Below are 16,075 nucleotides of genomic sequence, written 5' to 3'. Positions count from 1 at the left end.
AATTCATCCTGATCGCATAGAATCGGTGCAATAGCGGCTTTCCGCTATGTCCTGCTTTCTCTGCGGTCATGCCGGCCGTCAGCATCGGTTGGTTTCATGGCATCCAAGCCTCTTTCGCCCGACAAACAGAAGCTCGCCGCCGATGAGGCGGCCGAGCTCGACGACAAGCTCGCCTCGACTGCCAAGCCGGACCTCGAAGACGACGAGGATGCCGAAGACGAGGCGGATGACGAGGTGGAGCTCGACGACGATGATGAGGACGAGGACCTCGTCGTCTTTACCGCCCGCGAAGCCGCCGGCGCGCTCGCGACCATCGTCGGGTTCGTCAAGCCGTTCCTGGCGAACTACAAGCGGATGCTGTCTTTCGTGGCGTTTGGCGTCTGCGTCGAGACGCTGTTCAACGTCATCATGCCGCTCAGCCTCAAGTTCCTGATCGACGACGCGCTCGGGGAGGAGGACTTCCAGGCGCTGTACAAGATCCTCGGCGTGCTCGCCGTCGCCGGCATCTTCACCTCGATCGTCGCCGTCTGGTACGAGCGCTGGGACGCGCGATTGGCGGCCTGCATCATCTCCGACGTCCGCAAGCGCCTGTTCGAGCACGTTCAGGACCTGCCGGCGGCCTATTTCGGCCGCACCAAGCGCGGGGAGATCCTGTCGCGCTTCTCCGTCGACCTCTCGGCCTTTGAAGGCTCGGTCAAGACGTTTGCCAACAGTGCCGCGCTGCCGTTTCTGGAGCTGATCGCCGGCATCATCCTGATGGTGTTCCTGAACTGGCAGCTCGCGGCGGTCGCGCTGCTCGTGTTCCCGATCACACTGATCGGCCCGCGGATCCTGACGCCCAAGGCGGTGCAGGCCAATTACGAGCAGAAGCTCAACGAAAGCGCGCTGCTCGGCATGGTGCAGGAGAACGTGGCGGCGCAGGCCGTGATCAAGGCGTTCAGCCTGCAGCGCAAGATGTTCGGCTTCTTCACCTTCCGTAACCACGAGGCGCGCGACAAGATCGCCTCCGCCGCGTTCCTGTCGACCATGGTGGAGCGGACGGTCACCATCTCGGTGCTGATGCTGCACCTCGTGGTGCTCGCGATCGGCGCTTATCTCGCCACCAAGGGCCAGATCACCATCGGCACCTTCGTCACCTTCGAGAGCGCGTTCTGGGAGGTCTCCTACAACATCGCCCATGTGATGCATTTCATCCCGGTGTCGATCTCCTCGGCGGCGGCGATCCGGCACATGCAGGAGCTGCTGGACGAGCCGACCCGCGCCGCCGACCGCCCCGGCGCGCCCGATTTGCCGCGCATCACCAACGACATCACCTTCGATCACGTCACCTTCCAGTACGAGGGCAGCCAGACGCCGGTGCTGGACAATCTCAGTCTCAAGCTCAACGCGGGCAAGCGCATCGCGATCGTCGGCCCGAGCGGCTCCGGCAAGAGCACGTTGCTCAACCTGATCCTGCGGCTCTACGTGCCCGACGAGGGGCGGGTCACCATCGACGGTGTCGACGTCCGCAAGGTGACGCTGGATTCGCTGCGCCGGAGCATGGCGGTGGTGTTCCAGGAGAACATGCTGTTCAACATGTCGATCCGCGAGAACATCCGGCTCGGCAAGGAGGGCGCGACCGATGAGGAGGTGGAGGAGGCCGCCAAGAAGGCCGAGATCCACCGCTATATCATGAGCCTGCCGCAGCGATACGACACGCCGGTCGGCGAGCGCGGCGACACCCTGTCGGGCGGCCAGCGCCAGCGCATCGCGATCGCGCGCGCGGTCATCCGCAACCCCTCGGTGCTGCTGCTGGACGAAGCCACCTCGGCGCTGGACCAGACCACGGAAGCCGCCATCAACCGCACGCTGCTCAAGGTCGCGAAGGGCCGCACCATGATCTGGTCGACCCACCGCCTGACCTCGGTGGTGGAGATGGACGAGATCATCGTGATCTCAGGTGGCAGGGCGATCGAGCGCGGCTCGCATGCCCAGCTGCTCGCCAAGAACGGGACTTATCGCAAGCTCTGGAACGACCAGATCCACCAGCCGCACGGCGCGGCGGCTCACGCCGACGACGGCAGGGACGATGAGGACGAAGACGACCTCGAGGATGCCGAGGACGAGGACGACGAGGAGGAATGACCGAGCAAGTTCGGCTCCAGCTCGAAGGCGCCTCCAAGCGGCCGCAGCAGGCCTTGAGCCGACCAGGCGATGAAGCGGGCCCAGCGCTGCGCCGTCCAGTAGGGGCTCGTCGCGATTGAGACTGAGCGGAAGTCGAACGCCTTCGCCGCCGACCATTCGTCGCAGGCCCGTTTGACCGGATCTGCGTAGAAGGCAGCGATCTTGGCCGCACTCATCCCGTCGCAGGCGAGCCAGTCCGGGACGTGGACGTTGCAGAGCCGCTCGACGTCGGTGAAGACCTTGTCGCAGCCGGTGCCGGCGACGGGGCAGGAGGTCGCGAAGGCATCGCCCACCAGCACGAGGCCGGGCTGGCCGCGGCAATCGTTCACATAGAGATCGACAGGGCGGATCTTGATCTCGCCGGGGATCTCGAACGGGCCGGTGATGGCCTTGAGCCGGGGCAGGGCCGCATCCAGCGTCTCGGTCGGGGCGCGGCGCAGCTCGCGCAGCCAGGGGTCGTCGCAGGCGCGATAGACGAACAGATTGGCGCGCATCCGCGTGCCGACCGGAAACAGCGTGATGTACGGGATGCGGTCGCTCGGACGTTCGGAGAAGTAGGTCAGGGCCGGGAAGGCGAATGCTGGGCACCCGACCGGAACGATGTCGAACCCGATCGAGATCGAATGGCAGGCGCTGATGACTTTTCGGACGATGCCGAGCTGGTGGCGCAGGCCGACATTCAAGCCATTGGCGAGCACCACCAGGCGGGCCGAGATCGTCTCGTCATTGGAGAGCACGACCCTTTGCCGCTCCTCGCTCGTCTCGACGGCTATGGCCTTGGCACAGATGCGCTCGACGGAAGTGGGGATTTCGTCGCGGACGGCGTTGACCAGGGAATCGTACAGGATGTTGAACTGCTGGCTCGGCGCCTTGTCGAGCAGGCGGCCGAAGCGGGCGATCCAGTTCTCGCCGGCAAAGGTCGCGCGGCGCAGCACTGATTCTGCGATTCCGGTCCTCAGGAATCGCCCAATCTGCTCCTGGCCACTGAGTTTCTCGACGCGAAAGTCCGCCGGATAGCTCTCATGCGGATCGACCAGGACGGTCGAAATGTCGGCCCGGCCGAGCATCGCGGCGGCGGTCGAGCCAGCCAATCCGCCGCCGATAATGGCAATGTCGGTGTACTGCATGGCGCTGATCCCTGCCGAAGGCCGCAGATTGGCGCATCAACAGGAAAAAAAGCCTTAGCTCTGGTTATAAAAGTACTTTTCACCCGGATATAATAATTCTCAGGCTGGCGGAACCGAGAGTCCGTTCCCATATCGGAGTAACGCGGCGAGGGCGGCAAACAGCGATTTTGACAGGCTCCTGAAGCGCTTCGTGGCTGTCGTTTCGCCTTGACTTGATCGATTCTCACTTATAGAAAGCGCCTCACTTACGACAGGCGGTGAGCATCGCCAGCGTCGGAACGGGCCACCCGTTAGATCCCCAAGGACTAAAGCCAATAGGGATCGCTCAAGGCGGGCACCAACCTCGACGAATGCCGCTCAAACGCTGTCGATCATAGCTAGGCAATGCCAGTGCGATTCTAGTTCTCTTGAGCTTATTCTCTTGAGATCGAATTCGGATGCATGACCTCAGTGCGCGGGCCGCGGCTTTATGCTGACCGGCCTCAATACTGCGGTCCTCTGTGGCGTCGAAGCGCTTTCCGCCCGTTGATGGGGCGGTTGGCGCGATTTCGCTTTGTGCGGATTGTTCCGCGGAAGGCGACCTCGTCGGGCGGGTAGCTCGAAAGAATTTGCAGTCCCGGCAACGGGCTGCGGCAAGACAGCGGATCCGAAAAGGGTCTGCGACAGAACAAAGGGTAAGGCCAGGATGCCGACGATCAACCAGCTGATCGCTCAACCGCGTGAAGTGCAGAAGTCGCGCAAGAAGGTGCCGGCGCTGCAGCAGTCGCCGCAGAAGCGTGGTGTTTGCACCCGCGTCTACACCACGACCCCGAAGAAGCCGAACTCGGCGCTTCGTAAGGTCGCCAAGGTGCGCCTGACCAACGGCTTCGAGGTGATCGGTTACATCCCCGGTGAGGGCCATAACCTCCAGGAGCACTCGGTGGTCATGATCCGCGGCGGTCGCGTCAAGGACTTGCCCGGCGTGCGCTATCACATCCTCCGCGGCGTTCTGGATACCCAGGGCGTCAAGAACCGTAAGCAGCGTCGTTCGAAGTACGGCGCGAAGCGTCCGAAGTAAGCGGGAACCAGGTCCATGTCTCGTCGCCACTCAGCGGAAAAGCGCGAAGTCCTTCCCGATCCGAAGTTCGGGAACATCATCGTCACGAAGTTCATGAACTCGGTGATGTACGCCGGCAAGAAGTCGGTCGCCGAAGGCATCGTCTACGGTGCGTTCGGTATCATCGAAACCAAGACCAAGCAGAACCCGCTCGGCGTGTTCGAGCAGGCACTCGAGAACGTCATGCCGACGATCGAAGTGCGCTCCCGCCGCGTCGGCGGCGCGACCTACCAGGTTCCGGTCGAAGTTCGTTCGACCCGCCGTCAGGCGCTGGGCATCCGCTGGCTGATCTCCGCTGCGCGTGATCGCAACGAGAAGACCATGACCGAGCGGCTCTCGGCCGAGCTCCTGGACGCGTCGAACAACCGCGGGAATGCCGTCAAGAAGCGCGAAGACGTGCACCGGATGGCGGAAGCCAACCGCGCCTTCTCGCACTATCGCTGGTAACGGCGACACACGGAATCTAAGGAACACCCTATGCCCCGCGTTCATGCCATAGAGAATTACCGCAACTTCGGTATCATGGCGCATATCGATGCCGGTAAGACCACGACCACCGAGCGCATCCTTTATTACACCGGCAAGAGCCACAAGATCGGCGAAGTGCACGAAGGTGCCGCGACGATGGATTGGATGGAGCAGGAGCAGGAGCGTGGCATCACGATCACCTCGGCTGCGACCACTGCATTCTGGGCCGGCAAGCGCCTGAACATCATCGACACCCCCGGCCACGTCGACTTCACCATCGAGGTCGAGCGTTCGCTGCGCGTGCTCGACGGCGCCGTCTGCGTGCTCGACTCGAACCAGGGCGTTGAGCCCCAGACCGAGACCGTCTGGCGCCAGGGCGACAAGTACAAGGTTCCGCGCATCGTCTTCGCCAACAAGATGGACAAGACCGGCGCTGACTTCTTCAAGTGCCTGGCCGACATCGTCGACCGCCTCGGCGCCAAGCCGATCGCGATCCAGCTTCCGATCGGCGCCGAGAACAACTTCAAGGGTCTCGTCGACCTCGTGAAGATGCAGGGCATCATCTGGAACGATGAATCGCTCGGCGCGAAGTTCGACTATGTCGACATCCCGGAAGATCTGGTCGAGCAGGCCAAGGAATACCGCGAGAAGATGGTGGAAGCCGCCGTCGAGCTCGACGACGACGCCATGGCCGCCTATCTCGACGGCAAGGAGCCGGACGAAGAGACGCTGAAGCGGCTGATCCGCAAGGCGGTCCTGACCGGTGCGTTCTATCCCGTGCTGTGCGGCTCGGCCTTCAAGAACAAGGGCGTCCAGCCGCTGCTCGACGCAGTCGTCGACTATCTGCCGTCGCCGATCGACGTGCCCGCGATCAAGGGCACCGACGATCGCGGCAACGAAGTCGTGCGCAAGGCGGACGACAAGGAGCCGCTCGCGCTGCTCGCGTTCAAGATCATGGACGACCCGTTCGTCGGCACCATCACCTTCTGCCGCATTTACTCCGGCGTTCTGCAGAGCGGCACCGGCGTCGTGAACTCGACCCGCGAGAAGAAGGAGCGCATCGGGCGCATGCTCTTGATGCATGCGAACAACCGCGAAGACATCAAGGAAGCCTATGCCGGCGACATCGTCGCACTGGCCGGCCTGAAGGAAGCGCGCACCGGTGACACGCTGTGCGATCCCGACAAGCAGGTGATCCTCGAGAAGATGGAATTCCCCGAGCCGGTCATCGAGATCGCGATCGAGCCGAAGTCCAAGGCCGACCAGGAAAAGCTGGGCGTGGCTCTGGCCAAGCTCGCTGCGGAGGATCCGTCCTTCCGCGTGTCGACCGATCAGGAGTCCGGCCAGACCATCCTCAAGGGCATGGGCGAACTCCACCTCGACATCAAGGTCGACATTCTCCGCCGCACCTACAAGGTCGACGCCAACATCGGCGCGCCCCAGGTTGCGTTCCGTGAGCGCGTCACCAAGAAGGCCGAGGTCAAGTACACCCATAAGAAGCAGACCGGCGGTACCGGTCAGTTCGCGGAAGTGTCGATCGTGGTCGAGCCGAACGAACCCGGCAAGGGCTACGAGTTCGAGTCCAAGATCGTCGGTGGTGCGGTTCCGAAGGAATACATCCCCGGCGTTGAAAAGGGCCTCAACAGCGTGATGAGCTCTGGTGTCGTCGCGGGCTTCCCCGTGGTCGACGTCAAGGTTCAGCTCGTCGACGGCAAGTATCACGACGTCGACTCGTCGGCGCTCGCCTTCGAAATCGCATCGCGCGCGGCATTCCGCGAAGCCTTGCAGAAGGGCAAGTCCGTCCTGCTCGAGCCGATCATGAAGGTCGAAGTGGTGACCCCGGAAGACTACACCGGCTCGGTCATCGGCGACCTGAATTCGCGGCGCGGTCAGATCCAGGGTCAGGACATGCGCGGCAACGCCAACGTCATCAATGCGATGGTGCCGCTCATGAACATGTTCGGTTACGTGAATAACCTGCGCTCGATGAGCCAGGGTCGCGCAACCTTCACCATGCAGTTCGACCACTACGCAGAAGCGCCGGCCAACGTGTCGGCAGAAGTCCAGAAGAAGTTTGCCTGATTGTCGTCGGTCACGAACTGACGATTGAACGGAGAGTCAAATGGCCAAAGCAAAGTTTGAACGTAACAAGCCGCACTGCAACATCGGCACCATCGGTCACGTCGACCATGGCAAGACGTCGCTGACCGCGGCGATCACCAAGGTTCTCGCCGAAGCCGGCGGTGCCACGTTCACCGCGTACGACCAGATCGACAAGGCGCCGGAAGAGAAGGCGCGCGGCATCACCATCTCGACCGCGCACGTCGAGTACGAGACGCCGAACCGCCACTACGCCCACGTCGACTGCCCCGGCCACGCCGACTACGTCAAGAACATGATCACCGGCGCCGCCCAGATGGACGGTGCGATCCTGGTCGTGTCGGCCGCTGACGGCCCGATGCCGCAGACCCGCGAGCACATCCTGCTCGCCCGCCAGGTCGGCGTGCCCGCGCTCGTCGTGTTCCTCAACAAGTGCGACATGGTCGACGATCCGGAGCTGCTCGAGCTCGTCGAGCTCGAAGTCCGCGAGCTGCTCTCGAAGTACGACTTCCCCGGCGACAAGATCCCGATCATCAAGGGCTCGGCGCTCGCCGCTCTCGAAGATTCCGACAAGAAGCTCGGCCACGACGCCATCCTCGAGCTGATGAAGAACGTCGACGAGTACATTCCGCAGCCGGAGCGTCCGATCGACCAGCCGTTCCTGATGCCGGTTGAAGACGTGTTCTCGATCTCGGGCCGCGGCACCGTCGTGACCGGCCGTGTCGAGCGCGGCATCGTCAAGGTCGGCGAGGAAATCGAGATCGTCGGTCTCCGTGCGACCCAGAAGACGACCGTCACCGGCGTCGAAATGTTCCGCAAGCTGCTCGATCAGGGCCAGGCCGGCGACAACATCGGCGCGCTGCTCCGCGGCACCAAGCGCGAAGACGTCGAGCGCGGCCAGGTGCTGTGCAAGCCGGGTTCGGTCAAGCCGCACACCAAGTTCAAGGCTGAGGCTTACATCCTCACCAAGGAAGAGGGCGGTCGCCACACCCCGTTCTTCACCAACTACCGTCCGCAGTTCTACTTCCGCACCACCGACGTGACCGGTGTCGTGCACCTGCCGGAAGGCACCGAGATGGTGATGCCGGGCGACAACATCGCGATGGAAGTGCACCTGATCGTGCCGATCGCGATGGAAGAGAAGCTCCGCTTCGCGATCCGCGAAGGCGGCCGCACCGTCGGCGCCGGCGTCGTCGCCTCGATCATCGAGTAACAAGCGAATAGGGAATGGTGAGTGGCGAATAGGGATTTCTATTCGCTACTCGCTACTCGCCACTCACTAAAGAAAGCACGGCAATGAACGGCCAAAACATTCGTATCCGTCTCAAGGCGTTCGACCATCGTATCCTCGATACGTCGACCCGCGAGATCGTGAACACGGCGAAGCGCACCGGCGCGCAGGTCCGCGGACCCATTCCGCTGCCCACCCGCATCGAGAAGTTCACCGTCAACCGTTCGCCTCACGTCGACAAGAAGAGCCGCGAGCAGTTCGAGATGCGCACTCACAAGCGCCTGCTCGACATCGTCGATCCGACCCCGCAGACCGTCGATGCTTTGATGAAGCTCGACCTGGCCGCCGGTGTCGACGTCGAGATCAAGCTCTAAGATTTTTGGATCCCGTTCGCGCAAGCGGACAGAAAGAACAGGAAGCAAGCCGATGCGCTCCGGAGTGATCGCACAAAAGGTCGGGATGACGCGGGTCTTTACTGAGGCCGGCGAACATATCCCCGTGACCGTGCTGAAGCTCGGCAATTGCCAGGTCGTGGGCCACCGTACCGAAGAGAAGAACGGTTACGTGGCGCTCCAGCTTGGTTCTGGTGCCCGCAAGACCGTTTACATGCCCAAGGCTGAGCGCGGCCAGTTCGCGGTCGCCAAGGTCGAGCCGAAGCGCCGGGTCGAGGAATTCCGCGTCACAGCGGATGCCATGATCCCGGTCGGCGCCGAGATCCTTGCCGACCACTTCGTCGTCGGCCAGTTCGTCGACGTCACCGGCACCTCGGTCGGTAAGGGCTTCGCCGGCGGCATGAAGCGCTGGAACTTCGGCGGTCTGCGCGCCACCCACGGCGTCTCGGTCTCGCACCGCTCGATCGGTTCGACCGGCGGCCGTCAGGACCCCGGCAAGACCTGGAAGAACAAGAAGATGCCCGGCCACATGGGTGTCGACCGCATCACCACGCTCAACCTTCGCGTCGTTCAGCTCGATGTCGAGCGCGGCCTGATCCTCGTCGAAGGCGCCGTTCCCGGCTCCAAGGGCGGCTGGATCCGCGTGCGCGACGCCGTCAAGAAGCCGCTGCCGAAGGAAGCTCCGAAGCCCGGCAAGTTCAAGGTTGCCGGTGGCGAAGCCGAGGCTGCGGCCCAGCAGGAGGGTGCGTGAGATGGAATTGAAGGTCACCACCCTCGAAGGTAAGGAAGCCGGCTCGGTCCAGCTGTCCGACACCATTTTCGGCCTCGAGCCGCGCCAGGACATCATTGCGCGTTGCGTGCAGTGGCAGCTCAACAAGCGTCAGGCCGGCACGCACAAGGCCAAGGGCCGCGCCGAGATCTGGCGCACCGGCAAGAAGATGTACAAGCAGAAGGGCACCGGCGGTGCTCGTCACGGCTCGGCCCGCGTGCCGCAGTTCCGCGGCGGCGGCCGTGCCTTCGGTCCGGTGGTGCGTTCGCACGCCACCGACCTGCCGAAGAAGGTCCGTGCGCTGGCGCTGAAGCATGCGCTCTCGGCCAAGGCCAAGGACGGCGATCTCGTCGTGATCGAGAAGGCCGCGCTGGAAGCCGCCAAGACCAAGGCGCTGCTCGGTCACTTCTCGGGCCTGGGTCTGACCAACGCGCTGATCATCGACGGCGCCGAGCTCAACAACGGCTTTGCCGCTGCGGCCCGCAACATCCCGAACATGGACGTGCTGCCGATCCAGGGCATCAACGTCTACGACATCCTGCGCCGTCAGAAGCTCGTTCTGACCAAGGCCGCCATCGATGCGCTGGAGGCGCGCTTCAAATGACGAAGAACATCGAGGCTCGCCACTACGACGTGATCCTGTCGCCGGTCGTGACCGAAAAGGCGACGATCGCCTCGGAGCACAACAAGGTGCTGTTCAAGGTGGCTGCGAAGGCGACCAAGCCGCAGATCAAGGAAGCGATCGAGAAGCTGTTCGACGTCAAGGTCAAGAGCGTCAACACGCTGGTCCGCAAGGGCAAGACCAAGATCTTCCGCGGCAATCTCGGCTCGCAGTCGAACTCCAAGCGCGCGATCGTGACCCTCGAAGAGGGTCACCGGATCGACGTGACCACCGGTCTGTAAGGTCGCACGACGATGGCACTGAAGACATTCAATCCCACGACGCCGGGCCAGCGCCAGCTGGTCATGGTCGATCGTTCGGCCCTCTACAAGGGCAAGCCGGTCAAGGCGCTCACCGAGGGCAAGCACTCCTCGGGCGGCCGCAACAGCACCGGTCGCATCACCGTGCGCTTCCGCGGCGGTGGTCACAAGCGGACGCTGCGCACCGTCGATTTCAAGCGTGAGAAGATCGACGTTCCCGCGACCGTCGAGCGGCTGGAATACGATCCGAACCGCAGCGGCTTCATCGCGCTGATCAAGTATCAGGACGGCGAGCAGGCCTACATCCTGGCGCCGCAGCGTCTGGCCGTGGGTGACACCATCATCGCCGGCAACTACGTCGACGTGAAGCCGGGCAACGTCATGCCGCTCGGCAACATGCCGGTCGGGACGATCATTCACAACATCGAGCTCAAGATCGGGAAGGGCGGCCAGCTCGCCCGTTCCGCGGGCACCTATGCCCAGCTCGTCGGTCGCGACCAGGACTACGTGATCATCCGCCTGAACTCGGGCGAGCAGCGCCTGGTGCACGGCCGCTGCCGCGGCACGATCGGCGCGGTGTCGAACCCGGATCACATGAACACCTCGATCGGCAAGGCCGGCCGCAACCGTTGGCTGGGCCGCAAGCCGCATAACCGCGGTGTTTCGATGAACCCGATCGACCATCCGCACGGCGGTGGTGAAGGTCGTACCTCGGGCGGTCGCCACCCGGTCACCCCGTGGGGCAAGCCGACCAAGGGCAAGAAGACCCGCACCAACAAGTCGACCAACAAATTCATTCTCCTAAGCCGCCACAAGCGGAAGAAGTAAGGAACGCCGGACATGGTTCGTTCAGTCTGGAAAGGCCCGTTCGTCGAGGGTTCTCTGCTCAAGAAGGCAGATGCCGCCCGCGCGTCCGGCCGTCACGACGTCATCAAGATCTGGAGCCGTCGCTCGACGATCCTGCCGCAGTTCGTCGGCCTGACCTTCGGCGTCTACAACGGTCAGAAGCACGTGCCGGTGGCCGTCAACGAGGAAATGGTCGGTCACAAGTTCGGCGAGTTTTCGCCGACCCGGACCTTCCATGGCCACTCCGGCGACAAGAAAGCCAAGAAGGCTTGAGGATTAAACGATGAGCAAACCTAAGCGCGAACGGAGCCTCGCCGAGAACGAGGCCAAGGCGGTCGCCCGGATGCTGCGGGTGAGCCCGCAGAAGCTCAACCTGGTCGCCCAGCTCATTCGCGGCCGGAAGGCAGCTGCTGCGCTCGCCGATCTGCAGTTTTCGCGCAAGCGGATTGCGGTCGACGTGAAGAAGTGCCTGGAATCGGCTATCGCCAATGCCGAGAACAACCACGATCTCGACGTCGACGATCTCGTCGTGGCTCAGGCCTTCGTCGGCAACGGCCTCGTGATGAAGCGCTTCGCCGCCCGCGGCCGTGGCCGCTCGGGCCGTGTCTACAAACCATTTTCGCAGCTGACGATCATCGTTCGTCAGGTCGAAGCCGAAGCAGCCGCTTAAGGGCGCAGGAGAACACGATGGGTCAAAAGATCAATCCGATCGGTCTGCGTCTCGGCATCAACCGCACCTGGGATTCCCGCTGGTTCGCCGGCAAGCAGGAATACGGCAAGCTGCTGCACGAAGACGTCAAGATCCGTGAGATCCTGCACAAGGAGCTCAAGCAGGCGGCCGTCGCCCGCATCGTGATCGAGCGTCCGCACAAGAAGTGCCGCGTCACCATCCACTCGGCTCGTCCGGGCGTGGTGATCGGCAAGAAGGGCGCCGACATCGACAAGCTGCGCAAGAAGGTCGCGGACATCACCTCGTCCGACGTCGTCATCAACATCGTTGAAATCCGCAAGCCGGAGCTCGATGCGACGCTGGTGGCCGAGTCGATCGCGCAGCAGCTCGAGCGCCGCGTGGCGTTCCGCCGTGCCATGAAGCGCGCCGTTCAGTCGGCGATGCGTCTCGGCGCGGAAGGCATCCGCATCAACTGCTCGGGACGTCTGGGCGGTGCGGAAATCGCGCGCATGGAGTGGTACCGCGAAGGTCGCGTGCCGCTGCACACGCTGCGCGCCGACATCGACTACGGCGTTGCGACCGCGTTCACGACCTTCGGCACCTGCGGCGTCAAGGTCTGGATCTTCAAGGGCGAGATCCTCGAGCACGATCCGATGGCCCAGGACAAAAGAATGGCCGAAGGCGAGACGGGTGGCAGTGGTGATCGTGGTGGCCGTCAGCGCCGCGATACGGCTGCAGCCTAAAGCCGCACAGGAATTTGAGGGCTTAAAGCCATGATGCAACCTAAGAAAACGAAGTTCCGGAAGGCGCATAAGGGCCGCATCCACGGCGTTGCGTCTTCGGGCGCGACGTTGGCGTTCGGCCAGTTCGGCCTGAAGGCGACGGAGCCTGAGCGCGTCACCGCGCGCCAGATCGAAGCCGCTCGCCGCGCGCTGACCCGCCACATGAAGCGCGCCGGCCGCGTCTGGATCCGCGTGTTCCCCGACGTTCCGGTGTCGAAGAAGCCGGCCGAAGTCCGCATGGGCTCCGGCAAGGGTTCGCCGGAATTGTGGGTCGCGCGCGTCAAGCCGGGCCGGGTGCTGTTCGAGATCGACGGCGTCAACACCCAGACGGCGCGTGAGGCGCTGACCCTGGCGGCCGCCAAGCTGCCGATCAAGACGCGCTTCGTCGAGCGCATTGCGGAGTGATGGCCATGGCCCAGATGAAGATCGAAGACATCCGCGCGATGAGCCCCGACCAGCAGGACGACGCCGTCCTGAACCTGAAGAAGGAGCGCTTCAACCTGCGCTTCCAGCGCGCCACCGGGCAGCTCGAGAACACCTCGCGCCTGCGCGAGGCCCGCCGTGACATCGCCCGGATCAAGACCGTCGCCGCGCAGACGCGCGCGAAGAAGAAGTAAGAGGCTTACGAAGATGCCGAAACGTACTTTGCAGGGCGTGGTCGTCAGCGACAAGCAAGCCAAGACCATCGTGGTGCGCGTTGATCGCCGCTTCACGCACCCGATCTACAAGAAGACGATCCGCCGTTCGAAGAACTATCACGCGCACGACGAGAGCAACGAGTTCAAGCCGGGCGACATGGTGTGGATCGAGGAATCGAAGCCGATTTCGAAGTTGAAGCGCTGGGTCGTGATCCGGGGCGAACACAAGAAAAGCGCCTGATCTGTTGGCTTTAGCCGACTGACTTCAGGGAAATGTTGAGCGCCGGCTGGGCTGGCGCAAATAGAAGAGGACGAGGTGCATCAATGATTCAGATGCAGACCAACCTCGACGTGGCCGACAATTCTGGCGCACGCCGTGTCATGTGTATCAAGGTGCTCGGGGGCTCCAAGCGCCGCTACGCCACGATCGGCGACATTATCGTCGTTTCGATCAAGGAAGCAATTCCGCGTGGCAAGGTGAAGAAGGGCGACGTGATGAAGGCCGTCGTGGTGCGCGTCCGCAAGGACATCCGCCGCGCCGACGGTTCGGTCATCCGCTTCGACCGTAACGCCGCCGTCCTGATCAATAACCAGTCCGAGCCGGTCGGCACCCGTATCTTCGGGCCCGTGCCGCGCGAGCTGCGCGCGAAGAACCACATGAAGATCATCTCGCTCGCGCCGGAGGTGCTGTGATGGCTGCCAAGATCCGCAAGGGCGACAAAGTCGTCGTGCTGACCGGCCGCGACAAGGGCCGCACCGGCGAAGTGTTCGAAGTGCGTCCCGACGCCGGCACGGCGCTCGTGCGCGGCATCAACATGGTCAAGCGTCACCAGAAGCAGACGCAGGCCCAGGAGGGCGGCATCATCTCGAAGGAGTCGCCGATCCAACTGTCCAACATCGCGTATGTCGGCAAGGACGGAAAGCCGACCCGCGTCGGATTCAAGATTCTGGCGGACGGCAAGAAGGTCCGCATCGCCAAGAGCTCGGGAGCTGAGATCGATGGCTGAGGCCGCTTACACCCCGCGCCTGCGCGCGGAATACGATGCGAAGATCCGCACGGCCATGACCGAGAAGTTCGGTTATGAGAACGTCATGCAGGTTCCTCGCCTGGACAAGGTCGTGCTGAACATGGGCGTTGGCGATTCCGTCAACGATCGCAAGAAGGCCGAGACCGCCGCTGCCGAGCTGACCCAGATCGCCGGCCAGAAGGCGATCGTGACCTATTCGCGTATCGCGATCGCGACCTTCAAGCTGCGTGAAAACCAGCCGATCGGCTGCAAGGTCACGCTGCGCAAGGCCCACATGTACGAGTTCATCGATCGCCTGGTGACGGTCGCGCTGCCGCGCGTCCGCGACTTCCGCGGCCTGAACCCGAAGAGCTTCGACGGCCGCGGCAACTACTCGCTCGGCATCAAGGAGCACATCATTTTCCCCGAGATCGACTTCGACAAGGTCACGGAAGCCCGCGGCATGGACATCACCGTCTGCACCACGGCCAAGACCGACGAAGAGGCGAGGGCCTTGTTGACCGCTTTCAATTTCCCGTTCCGGCAGTGAGACGCTGACCTAAAGCCTCTCAAACGCGGATACCCAGGAGCCAAGCATGGCAAAGAAGAGTTCAGTCGAGAAGAACAACCGGCGCAAGCGGATGGTGAAGAACGCCGCTCCGAAGCGCGAGCGGTTGAAGGCGATCATCGCCGACAAGAAGCTGCCGATGGAGGAGCGGTTCGCCGCGACCCTGAAGTTGGCGGAAATGCCGCGCAATTCGTCGGCAACCCGCATCCGCCTGCGTTGCGAGCTGTCGGGTCGTCCGCGCTCGAACTACCGCAAGAACAAGCTGTCCCGTATCGCGCTGCGCGAACTTGGCTCCAAGGGCATGGTCCCGGGCCTCGTGAAGTCCAGCTGGTAAGGAGGGTCGTTTAGATGTCTACGCACGATCCAATCAGCGATCTGATCACCCGTATCCGCAACGCGCAGATGCGCGCCAAGAGCAAGGTCTCCACGCCTGGTTCGAAGATGCGCGAGAACGTGCTCGAGGTCTTGAAGACCGAGGGCTACATCCGCGGTTACGCCACGCTCGAGCACTCCTCGGGCCGCAGCGAGATCGAGATCGAGCTGAAGTATTTCGACGGCGAGCCCGTCATCCGCGAGATCGAACGTGTTTCCAAGCCCGGGCGTCGCGTCTACGCCTCGGTGAAGAACCTGCCGCGGGTCAACAACGGGCTCGGCATTTCGGTGTTGTCGACGCCGAAGGGGATCATGGCCGACCACAGCGCGCGCGACGCGAATGTGGGCGGTGAAGTCCTCTTCACGGTGTTCTGAGAAGGATTTTTGATCCATGTCACGTGTTGGCAAAAGGCCTGTGCCGGTTCCGTCGGGTGTGACCGCGACCGTCGATGGGCAGACCGTCAAGATGAAGGGCCCGAAGGGCCAGCTTCAGTTCGTCGTTCATGACGACGTCGAGGTGAAGCTCGAGAACGGCCAGGTGAAGGTGAACCCGCGGGTCGAGACCAATCGCGCCCGGGCGCTGTACGGCACCGCTCGCGCCCAGGTCGCGAATCTGGTCGAAGGCGTCACCAAGGGCTTCGAGAAGAAGCTCGAGATCACCGGCGTCGGTTACCGCGCCGCGATGCAGGGCAAGAACCTGCAACTCGCGCTCGGTTACAGCCACGACGTGGTCTATGCGATCCCGGAAGGGATCACGATCACGGTGCCGAAGCCGACCGAGATCACGGTAACCGGCAGCGACATCCAGCGCGTCGGCCAGGTCGCCGCCGAGATTCGCTCCTATCGTCCGCCGGAGCCCTACAAGGGCAAGGGCGTGAAGTATGTTGGCGAATTCATCTTCCGCAAGGAAGGCAAGAAGAAGTAA

23 protein-coding genes are annotated in these 16,075 nt (G+C 63.1%); 22 read left to right on the top strand and 1 reads right to left on the bottom strand.

Annotated elements, in window-relative coordinates:
- Positions 1–96 precede the first annotated feature (96 nt).
- Positions 97–2,124 (top strand): ABC transporter ATP-binding protein, encoded by a 2,028-nt coding sequence (locus tag GA0061098_RS16070; RefSeq protein WP_091957440.1) that lies wholly within the window; start codon positions 97–99, stop codon positions 2,122–2,124.
- Here GA0061098_RS16070 and GA0061098_RS16065 read toward each other — a convergent pair.
- Positions 2,046–3,290 (bottom strand): FAD-dependent oxidoreductase, encoded by a 1,245-nt coding sequence (locus GA0061098_RS16065; protein WP_091957437.1) that lies wholly within the window; start codon positions 3,288–3,290, stop codon positions 2,046–2,048. The two genes, GA0061098_RS16070 and GA0061098_RS16065, sit on opposite strands and share 79 nt — an antisense overlap.
- A 685-nt stretch (positions 3,291–3,975) precedes the next feature.
- Here GA0061098_RS16065 and rpsL point away from each other — a divergent pair.
- The 21 genes from rpsL to rplF all read left to right on the top strand — a co-directional run bounded on the left by rpsL (position 3,976) and on the right by rplF (position 16,075).
- Positions 3,976–4,347, top strand: coding sequence for a 30S ribosomal protein S12 (rpsL, locus tag GA0061098_RS16060; protein WP_007603006.1), 372 nt, complete (start codon positions 3,976–3,978; stop codon positions 4,345–4,347).
- A 15-nt stretch (positions 4,348–4,362) separates the two neighbouring features.
- The gene (gene rpsG / locus GA0061098_RS16055) at positions 4,363–4,833 is read left to right on the top strand and encodes a 30S ribosomal protein S7 (protein WP_018322260.1); all 471 of its coding nucleotides are present in this window, start codon (positions 4,363–4,365) and stop codon (positions 4,831–4,833) included.
- 30 nt (positions 4,834–4,863) lie between these two features.
- Positions 4,864–6,936: an elongation factor G gene (fusA, locus tag GA0061098_RS16050; protein WP_038950207.1), complete on the top strand. Its 2,073-nt coding sequence runs from the start codon at positions 4,864–4,866 to the stop codon at positions 6,934–6,936.
- A 40-nt stretch (positions 6,937–6,976) separates the two neighbouring features.
- On the top strand, positions 6,977–8,167 hold the full coding sequence (gene tuf / locus GA0061098_RS16045; RefSeq protein ID WP_008136415.1) for an elongation factor Tu: 1,191 nt from the start codon (positions 6,977–6,979) through the stop codon (positions 8,165–8,167).
- Positions 8,168–8,250: 83 nt separating this feature from the next.
- A complete protein-coding gene (gene rpsJ, locus GA0061098_RS16040) occupies positions 8,251–8,559 on the top strand; it encodes a 30S ribosomal protein S10 (protein WP_002712302.1) in 309 nt (102 codons plus the stop codon).
- Between the two features lie 52 nt (positions 8,560–8,611).
- Positions 8,612–9,328, top strand: coding sequence for a 50S ribosomal protein L3 (gene rplC, locus GA0061098_RS16035; RefSeq protein WP_018322262.1), 717 nt, complete (start codon positions 8,612–8,614; stop codon positions 9,326–9,328).
- A gap of 1 nt (position 9,329) precedes the next feature.
- On the top strand, positions 9,330–9,950 hold the full coding sequence (rplD, locus tag GA0061098_RS16030) for a 50S ribosomal protein L4 (protein WP_020508797.1): 621 nt from the start codon (positions 9,330–9,332) through the stop codon (positions 9,948–9,950).
- The gene (locus tag GA0061098_RS16025) at positions 9,947–10,249 is read left to right on the top strand and encodes a 50S ribosomal protein L23 (protein ID WP_063195096.1); all 303 of its coding nucleotides are present in this window, start codon (positions 9,947–9,949) and stop codon (positions 10,247–10,249) included. The genes rplD and GA0061098_RS16025 overlap by 4 nt, the downstream gene beginning before the upstream one ends.
- A 12-nt stretch (positions 10,250–10,261) precedes the next feature.
- Positions 10,262–11,095 (top strand): 50S ribosomal protein L2, encoded by an 834-nt coding sequence (rplB, locus tag GA0061098_RS16020; RefSeq protein ID WP_091957434.1) that lies wholly within the window; start codon positions 10,262–10,264, stop codon positions 11,093–11,095.
- 12 nt (positions 11,096–11,107) lie between these two features.
- Positions 11,108–11,386, top strand: a complete 279-nt coding sequence (gene rpsS, locus GA0061098_RS16015; RefSeq protein WP_008136357.1) for a 30S ribosomal protein S19 — start codon at positions 11,108–11,110, stop codon at positions 11,384–11,386.
- 10 nt (positions 11,387–11,396) lie between these two features.
- Entirely contained in the window at positions 11,397–11,783 is a 387-nt protein-coding gene (rplV, locus tag GA0061098_RS16010) for a 50S ribosomal protein L22 (protein ID WP_008136353.1), read from the top strand.
- A gap of 17 nt (positions 11,784–11,800) precedes the next feature.
- On the top strand, positions 11,801–12,526 hold the full coding sequence (gene rpsC / locus GA0061098_RS16005; protein WP_014494500.1) for a 30S ribosomal protein S3: 726 nt from the start codon (positions 11,801–11,803) through the stop codon (positions 12,524–12,526).
- Between the two features lie 30 nt (positions 12,527–12,556).
- Complete coding sequence (rplP, locus tag GA0061098_RS16000; protein WP_008136349.1) at positions 12,557–12,970, top strand: 50S ribosomal protein L16; 414 nt, start codon at positions 12,557–12,559, stop codon at positions 12,968–12,970.
- A gap of 5 nt (positions 12,971–12,975) precedes the next feature.
- Positions 12,976–13,182, top strand: a complete 207-nt coding sequence (rpmC, locus tag GA0061098_RS15995) for a 50S ribosomal protein L29 (protein WP_026202715.1) — start codon at positions 12,976–12,978, stop codon at positions 13,180–13,182.
- 13 nt (positions 13,183–13,195) lie between these two features.
- On the top strand, positions 13,196–13,444 hold the full coding sequence (gene rpsQ, locus GA0061098_RS15990; RefSeq protein ID WP_007603028.1) for a 30S ribosomal protein S17: 249 nt from the start codon (positions 13,196–13,198) through the stop codon (positions 13,442–13,444).
- Between the two features lie 83 nt (positions 13,445–13,527).
- Positions 13,528–13,896 (top strand): 50S ribosomal protein L14, encoded by a 369-nt coding sequence (gene rplN / locus GA0061098_RS15985; protein ID WP_007603030.1) that lies wholly within the window; start codon positions 13,528–13,530, stop codon positions 13,894–13,896.
- A complete protein-coding gene (gene rplX, locus GA0061098_RS15980; RefSeq protein ID WP_007603031.1) occupies positions 13,896–14,210 on the top strand; it encodes a 50S ribosomal protein L24 in 315 nt (104 codons plus the stop codon). The genes rplN and rplX overlap by 1 nt, the downstream gene beginning before the upstream one ends.
- Positions 14,203–14,760: a 50S ribosomal protein L5 gene (gene rplE, locus GA0061098_RS15975; protein ID WP_018322267.1), complete on the top strand. Its 558-nt coding sequence runs from the start codon at positions 14,203–14,205 to the stop codon at positions 14,758–14,760. Before rplX ends, rplE begins: the two co-directional genes overlap by 8 nt.
- A 46-nt stretch (positions 14,761–14,806) precedes the next feature.
- Positions 14,807–15,112, top strand: coding sequence for a 30S ribosomal protein S14 (rpsN, locus tag GA0061098_RS15970; protein WP_074116736.1), 306 nt, complete (start codon positions 14,807–14,809; stop codon positions 15,110–15,112).
- A gap of 14 nt (positions 15,113–15,126) precedes the next feature.
- Positions 15,127–15,525, top strand: coding sequence for a 30S ribosomal protein S8 (gene rpsH, locus GA0061098_RS15965; protein WP_091957431.1), 399 nt, complete (start codon positions 15,127–15,129; stop codon positions 15,523–15,525).
- Between the two features lie 16 nt (positions 15,526–15,541).
- Positions 15,542–16,075 (top strand): 50S ribosomal protein L6, encoded by a 534-nt coding sequence (gene rplF / locus GA0061098_RS15960; protein WP_008136336.1) that lies wholly within the window; start codon positions 15,542–15,544, stop codon positions 16,073–16,075.

Origin of the sequence: Bradyrhizobium shewense, from assembly GCF_900094605.1 — a bacterium.
GTDB classification, from domain to species: Bacteria; Pseudomonadota; Alphaproteobacteria; order Rhizobiales; family Xanthobacteraceae; genus Bradyrhizobium; species Bradyrhizobium shewense.
Note: the sequence above shows the minus strand (reverse complement) of the source record. Positions and strands in the feature narration are given on the sequence as shown.

Bases quoted from the DNA above. Each gene is read 5' to 3' on its own strand.
- GA0061098_RS16070 (WP_091957440.1), top strand. From the start codon at position 97: ATGGCATCCAAGCCTCTTTCGCCCGACAAACAGAAGCTCGCCGCCGAT.
- GA0061098_RS16065 (WP_091957437.1), bottom strand. From the start codon at position 3,290: ATGCAGTACACCGACATTGCCATTATCGGCGGCGGATTGGCTGGCTCG.
- rpsL (WP_007603006.1), top strand. From the start codon at position 3,976: ATGCCGACGATCAACCAGCTGATCGCTCAACCGCGTGAAGTGCAGAAG.
- rpsG (WP_018322260.1), top strand. From the start codon at position 4,363: ATGTCTCGTCGCCACTCAGCGGAAAAGCGCGAAGTCCTTCCCGATCCG.
- fusA (WP_038950207.1), top strand. From the start codon at position 4,864: ATGCCCCGCGTTCATGCCATAGAGAATTACCGCAACTTCGGTATCATG.
- tuf (WP_008136415.1), top strand. From the start codon at position 6,977: ATGGCCAAAGCAAAGTTTGAACGTAACAAGCCGCACTGCAACATCGGC.
- rpsJ (WP_002712302.1), top strand. From the start codon at position 8,251: ATGAACGGCCAAAACATTCGTATCCGTCTCAAGGCGTTCGACCATCGT.
- rplC (WP_018322262.1), top strand. From the start codon at position 8,612: ATGCGCTCCGGAGTGATCGCACAAAAGGTCGGGATGACGCGGGTCTTT.
- rplD (WP_020508797.1), top strand. From the start codon at position 9,330: ATGGAATTGAAGGTCACCACCCTCGAAGGTAAGGAAGCCGGCTCGGTC.
- GA0061098_RS16025 (WP_063195096.1), top strand. From the start codon at position 9,947: ATGACGAAGAACATCGAGGCTCGCCACTACGACGTGATCCTGTCGCCG.
- rplB (WP_091957434.1), top strand. From the start codon at position 10,262: ATGGCACTGAAGACATTCAATCCCACGACGCCGGGCCAGCGCCAGCTG.
- rpsS (WP_008136357.1), top strand. From the start codon at position 11,108: ATGGTTCGTTCAGTCTGGAAAGGCCCGTTCGTCGAGGGTTCTCTGCTC.
- rplV (WP_008136353.1), top strand. From the start codon at position 11,397: ATGAGCAAACCTAAGCGCGAACGGAGCCTCGCCGAGAACGAGGCCAAG.
- rpsC (WP_014494500.1), top strand. From the start codon at position 11,801: ATGGGTCAAAAGATCAATCCGATCGGTCTGCGTCTCGGCATCAACCGC.
- rplP (WP_008136349.1), top strand. From the start codon at position 12,557: ATGATGCAACCTAAGAAAACGAAGTTCCGGAAGGCGCATAAGGGCCGC.
- rpmC (WP_026202715.1), top strand. From the start codon at position 12,976: ATGGCCCAGATGAAGATCGAAGACATCCGCGCGATGAGCCCCGACCAG.
- rpsQ (WP_007603028.1), top strand. From the start codon at position 13,196: ATGCCGAAACGTACTTTGCAGGGCGTGGTCGTCAGCGACAAGCAAGCC.
- rplN (WP_007603030.1), top strand. From the start codon at position 13,528: ATGATTCAGATGCAGACCAACCTCGACGTGGCCGACAATTCTGGCGCA.
- rplX (WP_007603031.1), top strand. From the start codon at position 13,896: ATGGCTGCCAAGATCCGCAAGGGCGACAAAGTCGTCGTGCTGACCGGC.
- rplE (WP_018322267.1), top strand. From the start codon at position 14,203: ATGGCTGAGGCCGCTTACACCCCGCGCCTGCGCGCGGAATACGATGCG.
- rpsN (WP_074116736.1), top strand. From the start codon at position 14,807: ATGGCAAAGAAGAGTTCAGTCGAGAAGAACAACCGGCGCAAGCGGATG.
- rpsH (WP_091957431.1), top strand. From the start codon at position 15,127: ATGTCTACGCACGATCCAATCAGCGATCTGATCACCCGTATCCGCAAC.
- rplF (WP_008136336.1), top strand. From the start codon at position 15,542: ATGTCACGTGTTGGCAAAAGGCCTGTGCCGGTTCCGTCGGGTGTGACC.